Source organism: Actinoplanes nipponensis, from assembly GCF_016862275.1.
Taxonomy (GTDB): domain Bacteria; phylum Actinomycetota; class Actinomycetes; order Mycobacteriales; family Micromonosporaceae; genus Actinoplanes; species Actinoplanes nipponensis.
The window spans coordinates 201,317-224,101 of record NZ_BOMQ01000026.1; the positions used below are offsets into that span (position 1 = coordinate 201,317).

Here is a 22,785-nt window from a genome sequence, read left to right on the forward strand (position 1 = left end):
ATACTGGAGAATCTGCGGTCTAGTAACCGTGGGTCCGGAGGATTTACGGTGTGGTCGGCCTGACGACAGTCTGTTTCTTGTGAGGGTGGTGGGCATGACGTTCCCGGTGGGGCTGTCGCGGGTGCTGGAGCCGGTCGGTGTGCTGCCGCAGGCGGCGTGGCGGCTGGATGCGCGCCCGCAGCTGGGTCCGGACGAGGTGCGGATCCGCCTGGAGCGGCTGAACCTGGACGCGGCGAGCTTCCGGCAGTTGTCGGGCAAGCACGGCGGGGACGGCGCGGCGGTGCGGGCCGAGGTGCTGGAGATCATCGGTACGCGGGGCAAGATGCACAACCCGGTGACGGGTTCGGGCGGCATGCTGATCGGGGTCGTGGACGAGGTGGGGCCGGAGTCGCCGCTGCCGGTGAAGGTGGGTGACCGGGTCGCCACGCTGGTGTCGCTGACCCTGACCCCGCTGGCGGTGAGCGACGGGCTGGCCGGCTGGGACGGCGCCGGCGAGCAGGTGCCGGCGGCCGGGCACGCGATTCTGTTCGGCCGGTCGGTGGTGGCGGTGCTGCCGGAGGATCTGGCGCCGGAGCTGGCTCTGGCGGTGTTCGACGTGTGCGGGGCGCCGGCGTTGACCGACCGGGTGGTGCGGGGGCATGCGGCGGCGGGCCCGGTGTCGGTGGCGGTGTTCGGCGGTGCGGGCAAGAGCGGGTCGCTGGCGTTGACGGCGGCGCGGCTGGCCGGGGCCCGTACGGTCGGGGTGGTCGTGTCGGAGGCGGAGCGGGAGACGCTGCGGTCGGCCGGGCTGGCCGATCACGTGGCGGTGGCCGATGCGCGGGATCCGATCGCGGTGTCGTCGGCGGTGGTGGCGGCGCTGGGTGAGCCGGCGACGGTGACGGTGGTGTGCGTGGACGTGCCGGGGTGTGAGCACGGGGCGATCCTGGCGACGGCGGCGGGCGGCACGGTGGTGTTCTTCTCGATGGCGACGAGTTTCCCGGCGGCGGCGCTGGGCGCGGAGGGCCTGGCGGCGGACGTGACGATGCTGATCGGCAACGGGTATGTGCCGGGGCATGCGGCGTTCGCGCTGGATGTGGTGCGGCGCACTCCGGCCGTGCGGGCTCTGTTCGAGGCGCGGATCGCGGCACACTGACACTCATGATTTCCCCCTCGGTGGTCTATGCGAACGGTCGGTTCTATTCGGCGGCGGACCCGCGCGCGTCGGCGATGCTGGTGCGTGACGGGCGGATCGGGTGGCTGGGTGCGGCGGCGGACGCCCCGTCGGCGGATGTGACTGTCGATCTCGGTGGCGCGCTGGTGACGCCGGCGTTCGTGGATGCGCATCTGCACGCGACGGACACCGGTCTGGCGGCGGACGGGCTGGATCTGTCCGGGGTGCGCTCGGCCGGGGAGCTGCTGGAGGCGGTGGCGGCGTTCGCGCGGACGCGGCCGGTCGGCGGGGTGGTGCACGGCCACGGCTGGGACGAGTCGACGTGGGTGGAGCAGGTGCCGCCGTCGGCCGAGGAGCTGGAGCGGGCCGGGGACGGCCGGCGGGTGTATCTGTCGCAGGCGTCGGTGCATTCGGCGCTGGCGTCGGGGTCGTTGCTGGCGGCGTGTGCGGGTATCGAGGCGGTGCCGGGCTACGACGTGTCGGGGTGGGTGCGCGAGCAGGCGCATCACGCGGTGCGGGCGGTGGCGCTGGGGTCGTTGACGGCGGCGCAGCGGACGGCGGCGCAGACCTCGGCGTTGCGGTTGGCGGCGTCGCGGGGGGTGGCGGCGGTGCACGAGTGCGCGGGGCCGGGCACGTCGAGTGAGGCCGATTTCGCGTCGGTGCTGGCGTTGTCGGGTGCGGGTCTGCCGCAGGTGTTCGGCTACTGGGGTGAGCTCGGTGGTGCGGTGCGGGCGAAGGAGCTGGGCGCGGTCGGCGCGGCGGGTGATCTGTACGCCGACGGGGCGTTGGGGTCGCGGACGGCGTCGTTGCGGTCGCCGTATCTCGACGGTGCGGGTTGTGGTGAGGCGTTCGTGTCGGCGGAGCAGGCCGGGGCGCATCTGCTGGAGTGCATCGAGGTGGGGGTGCAGGGCGGGTTCCATGCGATCGGGGACGCGGCGATCGAGGCGGTGCTGGACGGGTTCGCGATCGCGGCGCGGGCGGTGGGGGTGGACCGGTTGCGGGAGGGCCGGCACCGCATCGAGCACGTGGAGCTGATCGACAAGGCGATGATCGCCCGGATGGTGGAGTTCGGGGTGGTGGCCAGCGTGCAGCCGGTGTTCGACGCGTTGTGGGGTGGCCCGGACCGGATGTACGCGCAGCGGCTGGGGGTGGAGCGGGCGTTGCTGACCAATCCGATCGGGGCGATGTACGCCGTCGGGGTGTCGCTGGCGTTCGGTTCGGATTCGCCGGTGACGGCGTTGGATCCGTGGGCGGCGGTGGTGGCCGCGGCGGCGCCGCGGAATCCGGCGTACCGGATGAGTGTGCGTTCGGCGTTCGGGGCGAGCACGCGGGGCGGCTGGCGGGCGGCGGGGGTGGACGACGTGGGGGTGCTGACGCCGGGGCGGTCGGCGACGTTCGCGGTGTGGGAGACCCCGGCGGGGATGGATGGGGGCCTGCCGGTGCTGTTGCCGGGGGTGGATGGTGTGGTGCCGGCGCGGCCGGTGTGCCGGCGCACGGTGCTGCACGGCGAGACGATCTTCGAGGAGTGACGTGAACAAGCTGGGGCTGGATCCGCTTGTCGTGCAGCGGGCAAGGGCGCTCGCCGCGCGGGCGGGTCAGCCGGTGGTGGACCTGGCGCGCTCGCACACGACGGTGTCGGTGGAGCGGGCGGTGCTGCGTCTGGCCGGGGTGTCGGGGGCTGATTCCGATGGCATCCCGTGGGTGAACCGGCTGGTCGACGCGGTGCGCGCGGAGGTGGGTCTGGGCCGGGGGGTGGCGTTGCCGGTGTTCCACGCGTTGGCCACCCACGGGCTGGACGACGTGACGGTGCTGGCGCAGAAGGCCGCGGCGGGGGCGGTGAGTTTCGCCGTACCGGAGTCGCGGGCCGAGGTGGCGGCGGCGCGGCGGGCCGCGCGCCGGGCGACCGGCGCCGGTCTGAAGATCATCGACCGGCGCCGGGCGGAGCGGGAGCGGCTGGTCAAGCGGTTGGGGGATCCGAAGCAGCGGCCGTGGATCTATCTGATCGTGGCGACCGGGGACATCTACGAGGACATCCCGCAGGCGCAGGCGGCGGCGCGGGCCGGCGCGGACGTGATCGCGGTGATCCGGTCGACCGGGCAGTCGCTGCTGGACTACGTGCCCGAGGGGGCGACCCGGGAGGGCTTCGCCGGCACGTACGCCACGCAGGAGAACTTCCGGCTGATGCGGGCGGCGCTGGACGAGACGTCCAGGGAGCTGGGCCGTTACGTGCGGCTGACCAACTACGCGTCCGGGTTGTGCATGCCGGAGATCGCCGCGCTGGCCGGGATGGAGCGGCTGGACATGATGCTCAACGACTCGATGTACGGCATCCTGTTCCGCGACATCAACCCGATCCGCACGTTCGTGGACCAGCGGTTCTCCCGGCAGGTGCACGCCCGGGCCGGGATCATCATCAACACCGGTGAGGACAACTACCTGACCACCGCGGATGCGGTGGAGGCGGCGCACACGGTGACGGTGTCGCAGTTGCTGAACGAGTTCTTCGCGCACGAGGCGGGTTTGGCGGACTGGCAGCTGGGGCTGGGGCACGCGTTCGAGATCAATCCGGAGCTGCCGGAGTCGTTCCGGCTGGAGCTGGCGCACGCGCTGCTGGCCCGGGAGTTGTTCCCGGACGCGCCGCTGAAGTGGATGCCGCCGACCAAGCACATGACCGGTGACGTGTTCCGGGGCAACCTGCTCGACGGGTTCTTCAACCTGGTGGGCGCGCTGACCGGGCAGGGCATCCTGCTGGTGGGGATGATGACCGAGGCGGTGGTGACGCCGTGGCTGTCGGATCGCGACATCGCCCTGCAGAACGTGCGGTACGTGCTCAACGGCGCGGGCAACCTGCACGAGGACTTCGTGCCGGCGCCGGGCGGGTTCATCCAGTCGCGGGCGCACGAGGTGCTGGGCGAGGCGATCGAGCTGCTGGAGGCCATCGTGGACGACACGATGCTGAACGCGATCGCCGACGGCACCTTCGGGATCATGAAGCGGCCGGCGGACCGGGGCAAGGGCCTGGACGGCGTCGCCCGCCACGAGGACGGCTATTTCAACCCTGTGACCGAGGCGCTGGAAGCATGACGATCGTTCGCCCCTACGGGGACACCACCGGTGACGGGATGGTGCAGCTGTCGTTCACGCTGCCGATCGCGCACGACAAGCGCGCCGAGGGCGCGGCGGTGCAGCTGGCCAACAAGATGGGCATGGACCCGGCGCTGCTGGTGCACGCCAAGGCGATGGGTGACGGGTTCACCTTCTTCGTGGTCTACGGCCGGGTGAGCCACCTGGTCGACACCGACAAGGTGCAGGTGGTCGAGCGGGACTTCCCGCTGCTGAGCGCCAAGGAGATCAACGCGGTCATCAAGCGCCGGCTGCGGCGGCGGCTCAACGTGGTGGGGGCGTGCATCGGCACCGACGCGCACACCGTGGGCATCGACGCGATCCTCAACCTCAAGGGCATCGCGGGGGAGAAGGGCCTGGAGTACTACCGGGAGCTGTCGGTGACCAACATGGGCGCGCAGGTGTCGGTGCCGGAGCTGGTGGAGACGGCCCGGGCGCAGAAGGCCGACGCGGTGCTGGTGTCGCAGGTGGTCACCCAGCGCGACGCGCACCTGCAGAACACCCGGGCGATGACCGCCGCGTTCCGCGAGGCCATGCCGGCCGGCAAGCGGCCGCTGCTGATCGTGGGCGGGCCCCGGTTCGACGAGCTGATGGCCGGCGAGCTGGGCGTGGACCGGATCTTCGGCCGGGGTACGACGCCGCGCGAGGTCGCCTCCTACCTGGTACACGCCCTGATCGGGAGCACATCATGATCACTGTCACGCATCGCCGCTACGTGCCGTACTCCCACGCCCACTACGCGGGGAACCTGGTCGACGGGGCGTACTCGCTGGGGTTGTTCGGTGACGTCGCCACCGAGGTGTGCATCCGGCTGGACGGCGACGAGGGGTTGTTCGCCTCGTACTCCGACGTGCAGTTCCGGGCGCCGGTGCAGGCCGGCGACGTGTTGGAGGTGACCGCGGCGGTGACCAGGATGGGCACCCGCAGCCGCACCATCGACTTCACCGCGACGGTGGTGTGCCGCGGCGCCGGCGGGTCGGCGGCGCAGGTGCTGGCCGAACCGGTGGTCGCGGTGACCGCCACGGGCACCGTGGTCGTGCCCGCGAAGGGCCGTCCGACCATCCCGCCCGCTGCCCAAAACCGGACTTAAGACGTGACCTTCGCGGTCTGTGTGGATGTCGGGTCGACGTACACCAAGGCCTGCCTGGTCGATCTGGCCGGCGGCCGGCTGCTGGAGCGCGCCGAGCTGCCCACGACCGCCGACACCGACGTGCTGATCGGCCTGGACGCCGCCGTCGCCGCCCTCGGCGGCGCCGGCGAGCTGTTCGTGTGCTCCTCGGCCGGCGGCGGGCTGCGGCTGGCCGTGATCGGGTACGAGGCGCTGGTCACCGCCGAGGCCGGGCACCGGGTGGGGTTGTCGGCCGGGGCGCAGGTGGTGCACGTGGCCGCGGGCCGCCTCGACGGGGCTGCGGTGGCGGCGCTGCGCGCGGCCCGCCCGGATGTGATCCTGCTGGTCGGGGGCACCGACGGCGGCGACGGCGAGGTGCTGCTGCACAACGCGCGGCGGCTGGGCACGGCCCGGGTGCGGGTGCCGGTGGTGCTGGCGGGCAACGCCGACGTGCGCGACGAGGCCGCCGGCCTGATGACCGGGCGTGGGGTGCCGGTGACCGTGGCCGGTAACGTGCTGCCGCGCATCGGGGTGCTGGAGCCGGGGCCGGCGCGGGCGGCGATCCGGCAGGTGTTCCTGCGGCACGTGATCGGCGGCAAGCGGCTCTCGCGCGGCGGGCGGTTCGCGTCGCTGGTGCGCGCGGCGACCCCGGACGCGGTGCTGGCCGGGGTGGAGCTGCTGGCCGACCGGGCCGGCGCCGGGGTGCTGGTGGTCGACGTGGGCGGGGCCACCACGGATGTGTACTCGGCGCTGGTGCCCGACGCGGAGGCCGAGACCGGCCCGCGGCGGGACGTGGCGGGCACGCTGTGGCGCTCGCGGACCGTCGAGGGCGACCTGGGCGTGGGGGTCGGCGCGGGCGGGGTGGTGGCGGCCGCGGCGGCGGAGAAGCTGCCGGCGCCCGACATCAGCGGCGGGCGGCCGTACGACGCGGCCACCGACCGGCAGCTGGCGGCGACGGCGGCGATGATCGCGTTGCGGCGGCACGCGCGGGGCTGGTCGGCGGGGCCGGGCCGGCCGCGGACCGGCGGCCGGGACCTGCGCGACGTGCGGCTGGTGGTGGGTTCCGGCGGGGTGCTGCGCCACGGCGGCGGGGACGCGGTGCTGGACGCGGTGCTGGGTGACACCGCCGGTGGCTGGGCGGCGCCGGCGGGCGCCCGGCGGGTCGTGGACACCCGGTACGTGCTGGCGGCGGCGGGGTTGCTGGCCGCCGCGTACCCGGCCGCGGCGGCGGGGCTGGTGGACGCTCTGTAACCCCTGCGGGGGAACCTCAAGACACGCCCGGGAATGCGACACGCCCGGACACGGGGGTGGCGGTTGACAGACGGCCGGGGGTGCGTCGTACCGTCTTCAGGTCCTCTTCCGGGAAGCGGTTGTTGTTCGCTTCGTTCCTTCGCCCACTGGCCACGCCCGCACCCTCTGCAGAGTGCCCGCGTACGCCAGGTCCAGGGGGTGGGGGTCGGCGGGGCGGCGCGGACCGGCCGCGCTGTTCCGGTGTCGGTCAGGGCGGCACGTGGCCAGTAGACAACGGCACGTCGGGGGCAGCCAGCCCGCGCCGCGCCGGTCCGAAGGTCACGCGCCGCGGTGACGCACCGGACCCGGATGGATCTCAAGGTGCAGTCGGGGCGTAGCTCGCGGGCCACGCCCCGACGTCTGTCCCGGCCCCCGGCTGCCCGGCTGTCGTGCGCCGGTTCCGCGGACCCCTGCTGCGCCTTGCGCGCCCGCCGTCCCCGTGGCGCGCCTCCCTCCTCCGTGGCCCGGTCGTCCGCGGCGTCCGGCGGGGGTGACTTCCGCGCCCGGCCGGCGCCCATCCGGCCCGGGCGCCCAGCTCGGGCGGGTAGCGTGTGCGACGGTTTCGTGACCACCGACCGGTAGCCTTCCGCGGGTGGATTTATTGACGCTTCAGCCAACGCCCGCGCCGGCGCCGGACCCGGTCGTGCCCGCCGCGCACCGGCCCCTGCGCCGCTGGGTGGCGCTGCTGCTGGCGGTCGCCGCGGGCGCGGCGCTGCTGCTGGCGTTCCCGCCGTACGGGCTGTGGTGGCTGGCGCCGGTGGCCGTGGCGCTGCTGGCCGCGGCGACCCACCGGCGGCGGCTGCGCGGCGGCGCCGGCCTGGGCATGATCGCCGGGCTGGTGTTCTTCGTGCCGTTGCTGGACTGGACGCACCTGGCCGCGGGCTGGCTGCCGTGGCTGCTGCTGTCGTTCGCCCAGGCCGCATACCTGGCGTTGCTGGGGCTGGCCGGGGCGTGGCTGTCGCCGCTGCACGACCGGCGGCGCGCGCTGTGGCCGCTGACCGCCGGGCTGCTGTGGGTGGCCCAGGAGGCGCTGCGGGACCGGGCCCCGTTCGGCGGGTTCCCGTGGGGGCGGCTGGCGTTCAGCCAGGGTGAGGCGCCCGCGCTGCGGCTGGCCGTGGTCGGCGGCGCCCCGCTGGTGACGTTCGCGGTCGCGGTGGCCGGCGGCGCCCTGGTCGCCCTGGCGTGGCGGCGCTGGTCGCGGCCGCGGAGCTGGCCGGCGGCGGCCGGGTTCGCCGTGGCCGCCGCCGTGGTGCTGGCCGGGCCCGCCCTGGTGCCGGTCGCGCAGCCGGCGGCGGCGACCCGCACGGTGGCCATCGTGCAGGGCAACGTGCCGCGGCTGGGGCTGGACTTCAACGCGCAGCGGGCGGCGGTGCTGCTCAACCACGTACGCGCCACCGAGCAGCTGGCCGCGGACGTGCGGGCCGGCCGGGCCCGGCAGCCCGACCTGGTCATCTGGCCGGAGAACGCCAGCGACATCGACCCGCTGCGCAACCCCGACGCCGCCCAGCAGATCGCCGGGGCGGCCACCGCGATCGGCGTGCCGATCCTGCTCGGGGCGGTGCTGCGCAGCGACATCGAGGGCGAGATCCGCAACGCCGGCATCCTGTGGCAGCCGGTCACCGGCCCCGACCTGGACCAGCTCTACATCAAACGGCACCCGGTGCCGTTCGCCGAGTACATGCCGCTGCGCCCGATCGCCCGGGTGGTCAGCGACAAGGTGGACCTGGTGAAGAACATGGTCGCCGGCGACACCCCCGGCGTGGTGCGGACCCCGGCGGCCACCGTCGGCGACGTGATCTGCTTCGAGGTCGCCTACGACGCGGTGGTGCGCGACACCGTCACCGGCGGCGCGCAGATCCTCGCGGTGCAGACCAACAACGCCACCTTCAACGAGGCCGAGGCCCGCCAGCAGCTGGCCATGGTGCAGCTGCGCGCGGTCGAGCACGGCCGGGAGGCGCTGATGGTCTCCACGGTCGGAGTGTCCGCTTTTGTGGGCACGGCCGGTCAGGTGTACCGGTCCACCGGCTTCAACGAGCCGGCCGTGGTCCTGCATGACATGCGCGTTGACGGACCGCGTACGCTGGCGACTCGTTCGGGGCATTGGCCGGAGCTGGCGGCCGTCGCCCTGGCCGTGCTCGTCCTCGTGGCGGCGACGCCCCTGCGGCGGCGCCGGCGCGGTGCGCGCGCGGCCGCAGAGTCGACGACGGAGGAACGGTGAGCGAGGCGAACCCGACGGTCTCGGGCGCGGAGGGATACCCGGGGGTCGGACGCGTCCTCGTGGTCATCCCGACCTACAACGAGGCGGACAACGTCCGGCTGATCACGCAGCGGGTACGCCGCGCGGTGCCCTGTGTGGACATCCTCGTCGCCGACGACAACTCGCCCGACGGCACCGGCGCCATCGCCGATGAGATCTCCGCCGCCGACGACCACGTGTTCGTGCTGCACCGCGCGGGCAAGGAGGGTCTCGGCGCGGCGTACGTGGCCGGGTTCGCGTGGGCCAAGAACAAGGGTTACGACGCGGTCGTGGAGATGGACGCCGACGGCTCGCACGCCCCCGAGGAGCTGCCCAAGCTGCTCGACGTGCTGCGCGACACCGACGCGGTGCTCGGCACCCGCTACATCCCCGGCGGCAGCGTGCACAACTGGCCGATGCACCGGCTGCTGCTCTCGCGCGGCGGCAACATCTACATCCGGATGGCGCTGGGCATGCCGTTCAAGGACGCCACCGGCGGCTACCGGGCGTACCGGATGAAGGTGCTCGACGCGATCGACGTCGCGACGGTCGCCTCCACCGGCTACTCGTTCCAGGTGGAGCTGGCCTGGCGCACGTACCGGCACGGTTTCCGGATGGCCGAGGTGCCCATCACGTTCACCGAGCGCGAACACGGCGTCAGCAAGATGAGCGGCAACATCTTCAAGGAACAGCTGCTCAGGGTCACTGTGTGGGGGGTGTCGGCCCGCAAGGACGCCGTGCTGTCCCGGCTCGGGCGCAAGCCGCGGCAGGGTTCGACCTGGCCGTGACCGGGCACCGGCGTGTCATGCTTGCCGTGGCGTCGAGGTGACGCCGGAAGGGTGTGGATGATGCGCCGAGGTCTGGCTCTGCTGCCGCTGGGGCTGCTGCTGCTCGCGGTCGCCGAGATATCCGTTTTCGTGGCGGTGGTGCACGCGCTCGGCGCGTTCTGGGCCCTGCTGATCATCGCCGCGTCGAGTGTGGCCGGGCTGGCGCTGCTGCGCCGCGAGGGCATCCGCGGCTGGCGGGCGTTCCGCGCCGCTGCCGAGGCCGGCCGCCCGCCGGGCCCGCAGGTCAGCAACTCGCTGGTCGGGCTGCTCGGCGCGCTGCTGCTGGCCGTGCCCGGGTTCGTCTCGGCCGCCGCCGGGCTGCTGCTGGTGCTGCCGCCCGGGCGGATCCTGGCCCGCCGCGGCGTGGAACGCGCCACCGAACGGCGGGTGTCGTCGGCGGTCGCCGGTGACCTGTTCGGCCCCCGGCACGTCCGGGTGCGCCAGGCCGACCCGGTCGACGAGCCGGCCCCCGCGCCGGCCTCGTTCGGCGCGCCCGGGTCGATCGGGCCGGGCGAGGTCGTCGAGGGCGAGATCGTCCGCTGACCGGCCCCGGTACGACAAATCGCCGTCCCGCTGTGCTGCGGGACGGCGATCGACGTTTCTGCTGCCGGTGTCAGCGACCCCTGCGGGTGCGGACCTCCTGCAGCCGCTCGTTGAGGATGTCCTCCAGCTCCGAGATCGACCGGCGCTCGAGCAGCATGTCCCAGTGCGTCCGCGGCGGCTTCGCCTTCTTCTGCTCCGGCTCGTTGCCGTCGACCAGCCGGGCGACGCTGCCGTCGAACTTGCATTCCCAGGTGATCGGCACCTCGGCGTCGACGGCGAACGGCACCTCGAACTGGTGACCCTTCACGCACAGGTACTCGCGGGTCTGCCGGGGCGCCAGCTCCGTGTTGCGGTCGGACTCGTAGCTGACTGCGCCTAGACGGCTGCCACGCAGCATGCGTTCGCCCATGATCGGCTTTCCCCTCGCTCGTGGTGCTGCTTCCGTTGGTGTAACGAAAGGGGCGGTCGCGGGATTCCTGACGCGACCGCCGTATGTCGACGGTGTTAACGCTTCGAGCGTAACCGCCCGGATCCCCTATCGGCCGACTCGGCCCCGTCCTGAAGTGGACCTTGGTCCACTTTACGCGGCTTTGCGGGATCTACGGATAGTGCGATATCGGTCACCGTGCCGCCGGGATCGTCGTCCCGGCCGTTGCGGATCCCGCCGGCGCGTTGCCCGCTGATCCTGCCGGCGCGTGCGCCGTCGGCGCGGCTGTCGGTGCGGCCGACGGGGATCCCGGGGTGGGGGCGTCGGTCGACCGCGCCGGTCCCCATGATGCCAGCGTCGAGGCGAGTTCGCCCACCTGAGCCGACAGCTGGGCCACCCGGGTGTGCGCGGCGTCGGCGTCGTCGCGGGCCGCGGCCAGCGCCGCCCGGTTGCGCTCGGCGTCCGCCCGCAGGTCCGCCAGGCTGCGCCGCAGCGCCTCCACGTCGCGCGCGGCCCGCTCGGCGTCCTCACGCTGCCGCTCGGCGTGTTGGCGTTCCTGCTCGGCGCGGGCCCGCGCCTGCTCGATCTCGGCCCGGGCCTGCTGTGCCTCGTCGCTGGCCGCGCGCACGGCCTGCTGCTGCTCGGCGCGGGCCTCGTCGGCGGCGCGGGTCGCCTGCTGGGCCTGCGCCAGGGCGGTGTCCCGCTCGGCCAGCAACGCCGCCCGTTCGGCCTGCGCGGTCGTGACGGCCTCGCGGGCCTCGGCCGTCTCCCGCCGGGCGACATCCAGCTCCCCGGCCAGCACCTCGGCGCGTTCCCGGGCCGTGGCCAGGTCGGCCGTCAGCGCCTGCACACCGGCCCGGGCCGCCGCCAGCTCGCGGGCCTGGGCCTCGGCCGCGCGGGCGGCGCCGTCGAGCTCACGACGGGCCGCGGCGGCCTCCTCACGCGCCCGGTCCCGGTCGGTCTCGGCCTGCAGCCGCAACGCCGCGGCGGCGCTGGCGGCGGCCTGGGCCTCGTCGCGGCCGGCCACGGCCAGCCGGGCGTCCTGCGCGGCCGCCTCGGCCAGCCGGCGGGCCGCCTGCGCGGCCTGCTGCGCGTCGTCGCGTTCGGCCCGGGCCACCGCGGCCTCCTGCGCGGCGGTCCCGGCCGCCTCGGCGGCCCGGTCGGCGTCGCGGCGGGCGTCGTCGCGCTCGGTGTGCGCGGCGGCGATCTGCCGGGACGTCTCCGCGCGTACCTCGGCCACCTGCCGCTCCACCCCGGCCGGCGACATCTCGGCGTGCAGGGCCTCGCTGAGGGTGCCGACGAGCTGGTCGAGGCGGTCGACGGCCTCCCAGGTGCGGGCGACCTGCCCGGCGAGCCCGGGGGAGGAGCGGTGCCGCATCCGCACGTTGCGCGAGGCCCGCTGGCACTCGCCGTCGTTGTCGCGGCAATACCGGAACGGGCGCCCGGCGGCGGCACGCTGCGGCACCGGCCGGCCGCAGTGCGCGCAGGGCCGCGTCTCCGGCGGGGGATCACCGGCGTAGGCCCCACCACCCGCGGCCGAGGGCCCGGCCGTCACGGAAACGTCGTCATCCACCATCGCGCACCGACCTTAACGCCACCCACCGACAACCCCGCGCCACCGCGCCGCAGCATCGCCACGATCGCGCCCGGCCGACCGCGGCGGCGGGTTCCCGAGCCTCCGCACCTTCGCGACCGCGCCCGGGCCGGCGGTGTCTTCGGCCTGTCGCCGGTGAGTCACCTGCTGTTGGGCCAACGCTCGGGCGGCGGGGTCGGGGTGGCGGCCATGATGCGGACGTCGTGGGTGGCGCCTTCGCCGGGATCCGGGGTGGCGCGGCGGACACGGACGAGGCGCCGTCAGGGCGCGCCGTGCGCAGCCGGCCGGCCGGATCGGCTGGCCGGATCGGCTGGCCGGCAGAATCGGCTGGCCGCGGACGGCGGGTGCTGGACGGCGGGTGCTGGACGGCGGGTGCTGGACGGCGGCCGGTGCCGGTGTTCCGGCCGGCTGCCCGCGGAAGCGCGCGGCGGGTGGTGAGCGCCGGGGCAACTGCGTTGCCGCTGGTCGGGCCAGCTGCCGCGGAGGAGCGCCGTCGGGTGGCGGGTGCCGGACGGCTGCGATCGCCGGTCCAGCTAGACCGCGGAGGTGCCGGGGTAGGCGCTGGCAGCCGGGGCAGTTGCGGTCGTCGGTTCAGCGAGCCGCGGAGGTGCCGGGGTGGGCGATGGCAGCCGGGGCAGCTGCGGTCGTCGGTTCAGCGAGCCGTGGAGATGCCGGGGTAGGCGCTGGCAGCCGGAGCAGCTGCGGTCGCAGTCGTCGGTCCGGCTGTCCGCGAAGGCGCCCACGGCTGAGCGGTGCCAGCCGGAGCCGTCCACGGCCGGGCCCGCGGTCCTCGGATCGGCCGGCCGCGGAAGTGCCCGCCGGATCAGCTGCCCGGCCGCAGCAGGGGACGAAACGCAAGCTCCACCCCCGCTCAGGGCGTGGGGCAGGAGCCGAGGAACTGCTTGACCGCCGGGGCGAGCGCCGCGGGCCGGACCAGGTGGGTCTGCCCGGGCAGGGTGCGGTACTCGGCCCCGGGCAGCGCCTCGGCCAGCGCCCGCGCCGCGTGGCGCATGTACTGCGGGCTCTTGCCGCCGTCCAGGACGATCGCCGGGACTCCCACGCCCGACCAGCGGGCCGGGTCCAGCGGTACGCCGCGGCCGGTGTCGCCGAGGATGCGCAGGTCGTACGGGAGGGTGTGGGCCACCCCCTTGATCTTGCGGAACGGCGGGAGCAGCGCCATCAGGTGCACCGCGAAGCCGGGCATGTCCACCGAGCGCAGGAACTTCTTGACCGCGCCGCCGGTGTCGCCCGCGGCCAGCAGGGCCTCGGTCTCGGCCAGGAACGTGTCGGGGCGCGGGGCGTGGGTGGCGTCGACGATGAACGGCGGCTCGTAGAGGGCCAGGGCGCGGACCCCGGGCAGGCGGTGGGCGGCGTCGGCGGCCAGCACCGCCCCGGAGGAGCAGCCCACCAGGTACGCCGTACCGCCGGCCGCCGTGAGCAGGGCGGCCAGGTCCTCGATCTCCCGCTGCGGGGACCAGGGCGCGGTGTCGCCGCTGTCGCCGCGGCCGCGGCGGTCGTAGCAGTACACGGTGTAGGTGTCGGCGAGCGCGGCGGCCAGGCCGCGGGCCGGGCCCTGGGCGCGGTAGCACATGGCCCCGTCGACCAGGATCAGCGCCGGGCCGGACCCGACGGTCTCGTACGCGATGGTGGTGCCGTCGGCGGAGGTGACAGTGGGCATGGTCAGCAGTCCTTCAGTCGTCGCGGGAGGCCAGCGAGGCCAGGAACCCGGGCCAGATGCCGGGGTCGGCGGGGGAGTACAGGGCGTGCGCCACGACCAGCGAGCCGTGGAAGCCGCGCAGGAAGCGGTGCACGGCGTCGGGTGTGCGCACGGCCAGCGCGTGCGGGTTGCGGAAGGTCACCACGCCGTCGGGGATCAGCGCCGAGCGCGCCGGGTCGCCCAGGCGCGGTTGCGGCGGCAGGCCCAGGGCCGTGTGCAGCCGCCGCCAGGTGCCCGGCCAGTCGGTGACCGGCGGCCCGAAAGCGGTCACCGGGGTGGCGTGGCGGCCGGGGAACCACCGCAGGTGCTCGGTGAGCGTGTGGAAGAACAGCTCGGTGCCGTACCGCATCGCCTCGAACTCGTCGGCCCAGTCGTCGCCCGGCAGGAAACCGCTGGTCACCGTCCGCAGGACGGTGGCCGCGCCGGCGCGGCCCTCGACCAGATACTCGTACGCGATGAAGCGCCCGTCGTCGGCGGTGTCGCTGCGGTACGCGAACCGGTGCGGCGGCTCGGCGGCGGTGACCGTGCCCGCGGGTATCCAGTCGCTGCCGAACGAGGTGCGCACGGTCTCGCCGTCGATCTCGGTACGCCCGACGAACCAGGAGCTGATCCCGGGCCCGGTGGCCACCGCGTCCCACACCTGCTCCGGGTCGGCCGGCACCTGCGCCTCGTGGCGGTTGGCGAACTCCTGACCCATCGGCTCAGCCCTGCCGGGTGACGGTGGGGTGCACGGCGACGACCAGCCGGTGACTGCGCCCGCCCGGCGCGTCCTCGTCGTGGAAGCGGCTGACCAGCGCGGTGACGGCCACGGTGAGCTCCTCGGCGAACGCGGCCCGGTCGGCCGCGGTGGCGAAGCGGACCTCGCCGTCGATGGCGAACGTGGCCAGCTTCTGCCGGGCCCGGCCGGCGCCGGTGATGAGCTCGCCGACGTCGCGGACCAGCCGGGCGGCCACCGCGAGCAGCCAGCGCGCCGACAGCCGGTCCGGCGCGCGGGCCGGGTCGGGCGCGACGGCGCTCAGCGCGGCGGGGGAGATGACGTACGAGGCGGCGGTGGCCCGCAGCACCCGTTCGGTGACGTTGCCCTTGCGGCGTTCCTCGACCAGCTCGACCAGTCCGTGCTGTTCCAGCGTGCGCAGGTGGTAGTTGACCTTCTGCCGGGGCAGCCCGACCTGGGCGGCGAGCATCGTCGCCGAGCCGGGCACGGTCAGCGCGGCCAGCAGCCGGCTGCGGATGGGATCCAGGCTGATCTCGGCGGCGGCCGGGTCCTCGATCACTGCGACGTCGTCCATGGCCGCCACCCTCTCACCGACAAAAAGATTTGTCCAGGCTAGGATCGGGCCGGTGAGCATGCCGCCGCCGGACCTGGTCGCCGCCGACGCCACCGCCGAGGAACTGCCGCACAACCCGTTCAGCGGCGCCACCGGCGGCATCTGGCGGGTCCGGCGCGACGGGCGCGACGCGGTGCTGAAGATCTGCACCCCCGGCCGGCCCGACGCCCCGGCGCACTTCCAGGCCTCCGGCGAGCCCGGGCACTGGAACTACTGGCGGCGCGAGCCGGAGGCGTACCGCAGCGGGCTGGCCCACACCGCGTTCGCCGACGCCGGGCTGAGCGCGCCCGCCCTGCTGGCCACCGAGGAACGCGCCGACGGCTCGGTGGCCCTGTGGCTCGAGCACGTCCCCGGCACGCCCGGGCCGGCCTGCGGTCCGGCGGAACTGGGCGAGCTCGCGTACCGGATCGGGGCCGGACAGGCCCGCTGGCTCGGCCGCCCACCGGCGCACCCCTGGCTGGCCCGCGACTTCCTGCGCGACTACACCACCGCCCAGTGCCCGCCCACCGAACCCGACTGGGACCACCCCGCCGCCGTCGCCGGCTGGCCGGGGTCGCTGCGCGCGGGCCTGCGCACCCTGTGGCGGCGGCGGGCGGACCTGCTCGCCGCGGCCGACGCGCTGCCGCGCACACTGTGCCACCACGACCTGTGGCCGATGAACGTGGTCCTGGGCGCGGCCGGGCCGGTCCTGCTGGACTGGGCGTTCACCGGGCCGGGCGCGATCGGCGAGGACGTGGCCAACCTGACCCTGGACACGTTCTTCGACGGGCTGGTCGACCTCGCCCTGCTCGACGACGTGGCCGCGGCGGTCGCCGAGGGATACCGCCGCGGGCTGGGCGGCGCGGTCGACGACGCCACGATCGAACGGGCGATCAAGCTGACCGGCGCCGCGAAGTACTACTGGCTGGCCCCGCGGATGCTGGCCGCGGCAGCCGGGCCGCCGCGGCGGGGCGCCTACGACGCGCGGGACACGGCGGGGGTTTTCGCCGGGCGGGCGCCGGTGCTGGCGGTGGTGACGCGGTGGGCTCAGGAGGCGCTGGGCTGAGCCCCTAGCTTGCGGGAGCGCCCGGCGCCGGGGAGGGGACGTCGGTGGGCGCGGCGCCCGGCACCCAGGCCCTGCCGCTGTAGAGGTCGCCGTCGGCGAGCGACCGGGCGGCCAGGCCCTCATAGCTGGTATCGACGCCCGCTTCGCCCTCCGGCCCGGCGTGGCGCGCGTTGAACGCCTCATCCAGCAGGCGGCCGAACCTGACCCTGGTCGGGGACGCGCCCGCCTCGGGATCCACCCATCCGGGGCGGGCCCACCGCCACCAGTTCCGGCCGCCCTCGGTGGAGAACAGGCCGGCGGCGAACTCGTGGCGAACCTCCCACTCGGAGAACTCGCCCAGCTCCAGGCCGGCAAGGAAGTACCGCGCGTGCAGGGTCCGGAAGATGTTCGCCTTCGCGGCCGCCTGCTCCTCCGGCGTCGTCGCGCCGACCATCCCGAGACACTCGTCGGGATGGTCGAAGGAGAAGCGGGCCACCTCGGCCTGCATCGAGCGGAAGGCCTGCAGGTGACTGATCTTGTTCAGCCTGGTCTGCAGCGACAACGTCCGGGCCACGGCGACCAACGCGACCGACGACACCAGCGCGGACGCCAGGCCGTAGGCCTGGCCGATGTTGCCGAGAACCGTCCAGTCGACCTCCCCGGCCCGGGAGACGGCCAGCAGGAGCATCGGTGACACCAGAATCATCAGCGCCGCGGCGGCGCAGGAGATCACCAGAAGGGCCCGACCAGCCGGGCCGCGACGACGTCGCATGTTCGATCCCTCCCACACGCATGTGACGCCCAGTATATCGACGCGACACAATGAGTCAGATCGGCGGCCGTCAGCCGACCGGTGGGAACGACACGTGCCAGCGGCCCGTCCGGTGCGTCAGCCGGATCAGCGACAGCGGCGCCACGTCCAGCTGCCACACCGCCGCGTCCGGCAACCCCAGCGCGTGCGTCAGCGCCGCCCGCACCACCACCGGATGCGCGATGGCCACCGCGCGCTGATCGTGCTGGGTGTCCAGCCAGGCGCCGGCCCGCTGCCGCACCGCCGCCAGCGACTCCCCGCCGTGCGGGGCCGCCGCGGGGTCGGTCAGCCAGCTCTGCAAACCCTCGGGATCCGTGCCGGCCACATCGCCCAGGCCCAGCCCGCTCCACGTGCCGTACCGCGGGTCGGCCAGCGCCGCCTCGACCTCCGGGTCGTCGTGGCCCAGGGCCCGGGCCGTCTGCAGCGCCGCCTGCGACGGCGCGCAGATCCAGCGGTCGCCGCGGCCGCCGAGGTCCGGCCCGCCCGGCACGCACAGGCCGAGGGCGGCCCGCAGGCCGCCCTCGTCGAGATCGTCGTCGTCACCGCCGAAGACCGCCCGGCGCAGGGCCGGGGTGGTGGCGGCGGCGAGCAGCCGCACGCCGCTCACACGGCCACGGCCTCGGCCTCGGCCGGCACGTCCCGGCGCAGCCGGTGCAGCAGCGCCGCGAACGCCAGCCCCAGCATCGTCCAGAGGGTGACCTGGGTGCCCAGCGAGGCGAGCCGGAACGTCCACAGCAGGCTGGCCGGGAACGCCGCGGGCACCTCGTCCACCGTGGGCAGCAGCACGTAGCCGATCGCCACCACGACCAGGAACCCGGCCAGCGCCGCGGCGGCCCGCAGCCACTCCGGGGCCCCGGAGCGCGGCGCGCGGGCCGCGACCACCCCGGCCCAGACCGCGACCAGGCCGATCACCACGATCGAGACCCAGGCGATCGTGCGCTGGTTGATCGTCGCCGGGTCGCCGACCGCGGGCGGGTTCGCCGGATACTTGCCGAACGGCACCAGCACGATGCCCACCAGGGCGGCGGCGGCCAGGCCGAACACCGCCCGGGTGTCGCTCGGGGTGCGCAGCCGCCGGCGCAGCAGCGTGTACGCCGTGGCCAGCAGCCCGCCCATGGCCACCCCGTACAGGGCCGTGGCCAGGAACAGGCCGCCCTTCTGACCCGTCCGGGAGACCAGCTCCTCGTCGTGGTGGCCGTCGTCGGCCGCACCGGGCGCGGCGGCGTGGGCGGCGGCCTCCTCGATCGCGATCGCCGCGTCGATGCGGCTCTCGCCCGTGGCGTACGCGAAGACGCCGGCCAGCAGGCCGGCGATCAGGCCCGCGAGCAGGCCCCGCAGCAGCAGCGAACCGTAGGACGGGGTGGTGCGGGCCGACCTCAGTGACACGGGACGCCGAGCAGGTGACGGCCGTCGTGCAGCAGCTCGTGCAGGTACATGCCGCCCTGCGAGACCGCGCCCTGGTCGAAGGCGACCAGGTAGGCCAGCAGCAGGAGCAGGCTCCCGACGCCGGCGGCGGTCCACAGCACCCGGGCGGAGACCGCGGGCTGGTCCAGCGGGCGTACCGACGGGGTGTTCGACAGGTTCGACATGTCTGGGTAAGACCTCCTACCGGGATGACGCGTCCCGTTTCAACAGGCCTGCGTACGCGTGAGCGTCCTGACTCACGGAATCCCGGCGGAATCCCGTTCACAGTGGCGCGACCGCACCGGATTCGCACCGGTTTGCCTCACGACGCCGCAGATGGTTCCCACAACCTAGCGGCGCGCGCCGGAGCGGGTCAATCGAGGCCCGCCGGCCGGCTCCGGGTCACCGCCACGGGGGCCGGCTCGGTAACATCCAAGCCGGTCGTGGTGCGGGGGAGTGACGATGAGGGTGCACAAGATGAGGGTGCACAAGGTGACGGTGGCGCTGGCCGCGCTGACCGGGGCGGCCGCCGGGCTGCTGCCGCCCGCGCCCGCACAGGCGCGGGCCTTCGTGTGTCCCACCCTGCCCGCCAAGGTCCAGGTCAGCGCGGCCAAGCCGTACGAGACGCAGCTGTTCGACCCGGACCGGCTGGCCCCGTTCGCCACCGGCGCCGGGGTGCGCGTCGCGGTCATCGACTCCGGCGTCGACGCCGGCCACCCGCAGCTGCGCGGCCGGGTCGCCACCGGCCACGACTTCCTGCACGGCACCGCCTCCGGCCGGCAGGACTGCGTCGGGCACGGCACCGCCGTGGCCAGCCTCATCGCCGCCGCGCCGGTGCCCGGAGCGGGCCTGCGCGGGCTGGCCCCCGACGCGACGATCGTGCCGGTCCGGGTCAGCGAGCGCACCGACACCGGCCAGCAGGACACCGGCGAGCCGGCCAGCCCGGCTGCGTTCGCCACCGCGATCGACTGGGCGGTCGACCAGGGCGGCGCCGACGTCATCAACATGTCGCTGGTGATGACCGCCGACGACAGCCGGGTCCGCGCCGCTGTCGCCCGGGCGGTCGCCGCCGGGGTGGTCGTGGTCGCCGCCGCCGGCAACGACGGGCGTCCCGACGACGGCAACCCGCGGCCGTACCCGGCGTCCTATCCGGACGTGATCGGCGTCGGCGCGATCGGGGCCAACGGCGTGGCCGGCGACTTCTCCCAGCACGGCGACTACGTGGACGTGATGGCCCCGGGCGTCGCGGTCACCTTCGCCGCCCGCGGCTCCGGGCACACCCAGGGCGACGGCACCAGCTACGCGACCCCGTTCGTGTCGGCCACCGCGGCGCTGCTCAAGCAGCGGTTCCCGGCGCTGACCCCGGCCCAGGTGGCCCGGCGGATCCTGGCCACCGCCGACCCGGCGCCCGGCGGACGGCGCAGCGACCGGTACGGCTTCGGCGTGCTGAACCCGTACCGGGCGCTGACCGAGACCCTCGGGCCGGAGTCCCGGCCGGCGCCCGCGCCCGCGGTCGTGCACACCGAGGACCCGGCGACGCTGGCCCTGGCCGCCCGCCGCGCCCACGCCCGCGACCTGTCGCTGCTGGTCGCCGCGACCGGCGCCGGCGTGGTGCTGCTGGTCGTGGTGGTCGCCGCCGCCCTGCGCCGGGGCCGGCGGCGCGGCTGGCGCCCGCCCGACCCCGAACTGCCCTGACCGCGCAGCCGACCGCCGACCGGAGGCCGAGGTGGACATCCGCGAGATCACGATCGCCGACGAGCACGCCGGCCCGTACGGCATCACCGCCGGGCCGGACGGCGCGCTGTGGCTCACCCTCACCCACGCCGGCCGCATCGCCCGCCTCGACCCCGGCGGCGGCGACCTGCGCACCTTCGACCTGGGCGCGCCGGGCTGCCGACCGGCCCTGATCACCGCCGGGCCGGACGGGGCGCTGTGGTTCACCCGCACCGGCGACGACCGGATCGGCCGGATCACCACCGGCGGCCGGCTCAGCGTCCACCCGCTGCCGACCGCCGGCTGCGGGCCGTACGGGATCACCGCCGGGCCGGACGGCGCGCTGTGGTTCACCGAGATGAACGCCGACCGGGTCGGGCGCCTCACCCCCGCCGGCGAGCTGAGCGAGGTGCCGCTGCCCGCCGCCGGGGCGTTCGCCTCGGCCATCACCACCGGCCCCGACGGCGCCCTCTGGTGCACCCTGAACCGGGCGAACGCGGTCGCCCGGATCACCACCGGCGGCGCCGTCACCCTGCACGAGCTGCCCACGCCCGCCGCCGGGCCGGTCGGCATCACCGCCACCGCCGACGCGCTGTGGTGCGTCGAGATCGGCGCCGGCCAGGTCGCCCGGATCACCCCCGACGGCGCGGTCACCGAGTTCGCCCTGCCGGACCGCGCCGCTCGCCCGCACGCGATCGTCGCCGCCGGCGACGGCTGCTGGCTCACCGAGTGGGGCGCCAACCGCGTCGCGCACATCACCGCCGACGGCGCGGTCACCGAGCACGACCTGCCCACCCCGGCCTCGGAACCGCACGGCCTGGCCGTCGGCCCCGACGGCGGCCTGTGGGTGGCGCTGGAGCTGGGCCGGGTCGCTGTGATGAACCACGCACGCTGAGCCGTCCCGGCCGCGCCTAGGGTCGAGAAGGTGAACACCGAGCAGACCGTGCGGGCGTGGCTGCGCGAGCGCGGCGCCGAGCACATCGAGCACCCCGGCGGCACCCTCTACGCCCACCTGGGCCGGGTCCACGACAAGCTGGGCGCGCTGGGCCACGACGCGCCGGTGTGCCTGGCCGGGCTGGCCCACGCCGCCTACGGCACCGACGGCTTCGACCTGACCCTGCTGCCGGTGGCCGACCGGGCCGCCCTGCGGGCGCTGGTCGGCGCGGGCGCCGAGGAGCTGATCTACCTGTACGCCGCCTGCGACCGCGCGCGCACCTGGCCGACCCTGCCCGACACCCGCCAGGTGTGGGACCGCTTCACCGCCGGCGCGCGCCCGCTGGCCCCCGAGCAGGTCCGCCCGTTCACCGACCTGTCGATCGTCAACGAGCTCGACGTGGCCGAGCAGGACCCCGCCTTCGTCGCGCGGCACGGCGACTACTTCCGCGCCCTGTTCGCCGCGTGGGCGCCGCTGGCCTCCCCGGCGGTGCTGGCTGAGGTCCGTCGCGTGCTGGGCTGAGGCCGCCGCGGCGGCGCGGTGGCAGAAATCGTCATGGTTGTGGCGTGGACGCCACCGCGCCCGGGCCGCGACCATCGACGCATGCGGGACCGCCGGATCGTCGCCGTCGTCTACGACGGCTTCCAGCTGCTCGACCTGGCCGGCCCGGCCGACGTGTTCGCCACCGCCGCCCTGATCGCCGGCGGCGGCTACCGCCTCGACGTGGCGGCCGCGACGGCCGGGCCGGTCCGGGCCCACAACGGCGTCACCACCGCCGCCGTGGCCTTCGACGAGCTCACCGACATCGACACGCTGCTGGTGACCGGCGGCCTGTCCGCCTCGCGGCACCTGGCCCTGGCCGGCCCGATCGCCGCGCTGGCCCGCCGCGCCCGCCGGGTCGCCTCGGTGTGCAACGGCGCGCTGCTGCTGGCCGAGGCCGGGCTGCTCGACGGGCGCCGGGCGACCACCCACTGGCTGGTCGCCGAGGACCTCGCCGCCGGGTACCCGCGGGTCGAGGTCGACGCCGACCCGATCTACGTGCGCGACGGCGCGGTGTGGACCTCGGCCGGGGTCACCGCCGGCATCGACCTGGCGCTGGCGCTGGTGGCCGAGGACCACGGCGTCGCGCTGGCCGCCGACGTGGCCCGCGGCCTGGTCGTCTACCTGCACCGCCCGGGCGGGCAGAGCCAGTTCAGCACGGCTATGCGCACCGCCGTGCCGCGCAGCGAGCCGCTGCGGGAGCTGCGGGCGTACATCGACGCCAACCCGGCGGCGGATCTGAGCGTGCCGGCGCTGGCCCGGCGGGCGGCGATGAGCGAGCGGCACTTCTCCCGCGTGTTCACCCGGCAGGTCGGCATGTCCCCCGGCCGCTACGTCGAGCACAGCCGCGCCGACGCGGCCCGGCGGCTGCTCGAGGCCACCGACGCGCCGCTGGCCCGGATCGCCCGCGACTGCGGGCTGGGCCTGCCCGAGACCCTGTACCGCACGTTCCGGCGGCGCTGGCGCATCTCCCCGGCCGACTACCGCCGCCGCTTCCAGCAGAAAGAGGCCTGAGG

General features: G+C 75.1%; 23 protein-coding genes and 1 riboswitch. Of the genes, 14 read left to right on the forward strand and 9 right to left on the reverse strand.

What is annotated here, in order from left to right; translation table 11 throughout:
* The first annotated feature begins 94 nt into the window (after positions 1-94).
* The 9 genes from kdd to Ani05nite_RS10875 all read left to right on the forward strand — a co-directional run bounded on the left by kdd (position 95) and on the right by Ani05nite_RS10875 (position 10,277).
* Positions 95-1,132 (forward strand): L-erythro-3,5-diaminohexanoate dehydrogenase, encoded by a 1,038-nt coding sequence (gene kdd / locus Ani05nite_RS10835; RefSeq protein ID WP_203767333.1) that lies wholly within the window; start codon positions 95-97, stop codon positions 1,130-1,132.
* 5 nt (positions 1,133-1,137) lie between these two features.
* Positions 1,138-2,679, forward strand: coding sequence for an amidohydrolase (locus tag Ani05nite_RS10840; RefSeq protein WP_203767336.1), 1,542 nt, complete (start codon positions 1,138-1,140; stop codon positions 2,677-2,679).
* A gap of 1 nt (position 2,680) precedes the next feature.
* Positions 2,681-4,234, forward strand: a complete 1,554-nt coding sequence (gene kamD, locus Ani05nite_RS10845; protein WP_239129658.1) for a lysine 5,6-aminomutase subunit alpha — start codon at positions 2,681-2,683, stop codon at positions 4,232-4,234.
* A complete protein-coding gene (kamE, locus tag Ani05nite_RS10850) occupies positions 4,231-4,965 on the forward strand; it encodes a lysine 5,6-aminomutase subunit beta (protein ID WP_203767341.1) in 735 nt (244 codons plus the stop codon). Before kamD ends, kamE begins: the two co-directional genes overlap by 4 nt.
* Positions 4,962-5,363, forward strand: coding sequence for a 3-aminobutyryl-CoA ammonia lyase (gene kal, locus Ani05nite_RS10855; RefSeq protein ID WP_203767344.1), 402 nt, complete (start codon positions 4,962-4,964; stop codon positions 5,361-5,363). The genes kamE and kal overlap by 4 nt, the downstream gene beginning before the upstream one ends.
* Before the next feature lie 3 nt (positions 5,364-5,366).
* Positions 5,367-6,632 carry a glutamate mutase L gene (locus Ani05nite_RS10860; protein WP_203767347.1) on the forward strand — a complete coding sequence of 422 codons (1,266 nt, stop codon included), beginning with the start codon at positions 5,367-5,369 and terminating at the stop codon, positions 6,630-6,632.
* Between the two features lie 640 nt (positions 6,633-7,272).
* A complete protein-coding gene (gene lnt, locus Ani05nite_RS10865) occupies positions 7,273-8,889 on the forward strand; it encodes an apolipoprotein N-acyltransferase (RefSeq protein WP_203767350.1) in 1,617 nt (538 codons plus the stop codon).
* Positions 8,886-9,695: a polyprenol monophosphomannose synthase gene (locus tag Ani05nite_RS10870; RefSeq protein ID WP_203767352.1), complete on the forward strand. Its 810-nt coding sequence runs from the start codon at positions 8,886-8,888 to the stop codon at positions 9,693-9,695. The genes lnt and Ani05nite_RS10870 overlap by 4 nt, the downstream gene beginning before the upstream one ends.
* Before the next feature lie 60 nt (positions 9,696-9,755).
* A complete protein-coding gene (locus Ani05nite_RS10875; protein ID WP_203767354.1) occupies positions 9,756-10,277 on the forward strand; it encodes an FxsA family protein in 522 nt (173 codons plus the stop codon).
* 70 nt (positions 10,278-10,347) lie between these two features.
* Here the strand turns inward: Ani05nite_RS10875 and Ani05nite_RS10880 are convergent, their stop codons facing one another.
* From Ani05nite_RS10880 to Ani05nite_RS10900, 5 genes are all read right to left on the reverse strand, one after another.
* On the reverse strand, positions 10,348-10,686 hold the full coding sequence (locus Ani05nite_RS10880) for an RNA polymerase-binding protein RbpA (protein ID WP_015622005.1): 339 nt from the start codon (positions 10,684-10,686) through the stop codon (positions 10,348-10,350).
* Between the two features lie 211 nt (positions 10,687-10,897).
* Positions 10,898-12,280 carry a coiled-coil domain-containing protein gene (locus Ani05nite_RS10885; RefSeq protein ID WP_239129659.1) on the reverse strand — a complete coding sequence of 461 codons (1,383 nt, stop codon included), beginning with the start codon at positions 12,278-12,280 and terminating at the stop codon, positions 10,898-10,900.
* Positions 12,281-13,169: 889 nt separating this feature from the next.
* Positions 13,170-13,976, reverse strand: a complete 807-nt coding sequence (locus Ani05nite_RS10890) for an alpha/beta fold hydrolase (RefSeq protein ID WP_203767356.1) — start codon at positions 13,974-13,976, stop codon at positions 13,170-13,172.
* Between the two features lie 13 nt (positions 13,977-13,989).
* Positions 13,990-14,712: an SRPBCC family protein gene (locus Ani05nite_RS10895; RefSeq protein WP_203767358.1), complete on the reverse strand. Its 723-nt coding sequence runs from the start codon at positions 14,710-14,712 to the stop codon at positions 13,990-13,992.
* A gap of 4 nt (positions 14,713-14,716) precedes the next feature.
* Complete coding sequence (locus tag Ani05nite_RS10900; RefSeq protein WP_203767386.1) at positions 14,717-15,304, reverse strand: ArsR/SmtB family transcription factor; 588 nt, start codon at positions 15,302-15,304, stop codon at positions 14,717-14,719.
* Positions 15,305-15,362: 58 nt separating this feature from the next.
* On the opposite strand from Ani05nite_RS10900, the gene Ani05nite_RS10905 reads away from it, so the two are divergent.
* Entirely contained in the window at positions 15,363-16,388 is a 1,026-nt protein-coding gene (locus Ani05nite_RS10905) for a phosphotransferase (RefSeq protein ID WP_203767822.1), read from the forward strand.
* Between the two features lie 4 nt (positions 16,389-16,392).
* On the opposite strand, the gene Ani05nite_RS10910 is transcribed toward Ani05nite_RS10905, so the two are convergent.
* The 4 genes from Ani05nite_RS10910 to Ani05nite_RS10925 form a co-directional block, all read right to left on the reverse strand.
* A complete protein-coding gene (locus Ani05nite_RS10910; RefSeq protein WP_203767388.1) occupies positions 16,393-17,139 on the reverse strand; it encodes a DUF6082 family protein in 747 nt (248 codons plus the stop codon).
* A 70-nt stretch (positions 17,140-17,209) separates the two neighbouring features.
* Entirely contained in the window at positions 17,210-17,785 is a 576-nt protein-coding gene (locus tag Ani05nite_RS10915) for a histidine phosphatase family protein (RefSeq protein ID WP_203767391.1), read from the reverse strand.
* Complete coding sequence (locus tag Ani05nite_RS10920) at positions 17,782-18,564, reverse strand: CbtA family protein (RefSeq protein ID WP_239129660.1); 783 nt, start codon at positions 18,562-18,564, stop codon at positions 17,782-17,784. Before Ani05nite_RS10920 ends, Ani05nite_RS10915 begins: the two co-directional genes overlap by 4 nt.
* The gene (locus Ani05nite_RS10925) at positions 18,555-18,767 is read right to left on the reverse strand and encodes a CbtB domain-containing protein (RefSeq protein WP_203767393.1); all 213 of its coding nucleotides are present in this window, start codon (positions 18,765-18,767) and stop codon (positions 18,555-18,557) included. Before Ani05nite_RS10925 ends, Ani05nite_RS10920 begins: the two co-directional genes overlap by 10 nt.
* A 65-nt stretch (positions 18,768-18,832) precedes the next feature.
* A riboswitch (cobalamin riboswitch) is annotated at positions 18,833-18,899 on the reverse strand.
* A 160-nt stretch (positions 18,900-19,059) separates the two neighbouring features.
* Between Ani05nite_RS10925 and mycP the strand changes: the two genes are divergently transcribed.
* The 4 genes from mycP to Ani05nite_RS10945 all read left to right on the forward strand — a co-directional run bounded on the left by mycP (position 19,060) and on the right by Ani05nite_RS10945 (position 22,783).
* Positions 19,060-20,277, forward strand: coding sequence for a type VII secretion-associated serine protease mycosin (gene mycP / locus Ani05nite_RS10930; protein ID WP_203767395.1), 1,218 nt, complete (start codon positions 19,060-19,062; stop codon positions 20,275-20,277).
* A 31-nt stretch (positions 20,278-20,308) separates the two neighbouring features.
* Positions 20,309-21,190 carry a Vgb family protein gene (locus tag Ani05nite_RS10935; RefSeq protein WP_203767397.1) on the forward strand — a complete coding sequence of 294 codons (882 nt, stop codon included), beginning with the start codon at positions 20,309-20,311 and terminating at the stop codon, positions 21,188-21,190.
* A gap of 30 nt (positions 21,191-21,220) precedes the next feature.
* The gene (locus Ani05nite_RS10940) at positions 21,221-21,751 is read left to right on the forward strand and encodes a DUF6817 domain-containing protein (RefSeq protein ID WP_203767399.1); all 531 of its coding nucleotides are present in this window, start codon (positions 21,221-21,223) and stop codon (positions 21,749-21,751) included.
* 81 nt (positions 21,752-21,832) lie between these two features.
* Positions 21,833-22,783 (forward strand): GlxA family transcriptional regulator, encoded by a 951-nt coding sequence (locus Ani05nite_RS10945; RefSeq protein WP_203767401.1) that lies wholly within the window; start codon positions 21,833-21,835, stop codon positions 22,781-22,783.
* Positions 22,784-22,785 lie beyond the last annotated feature (2 nt).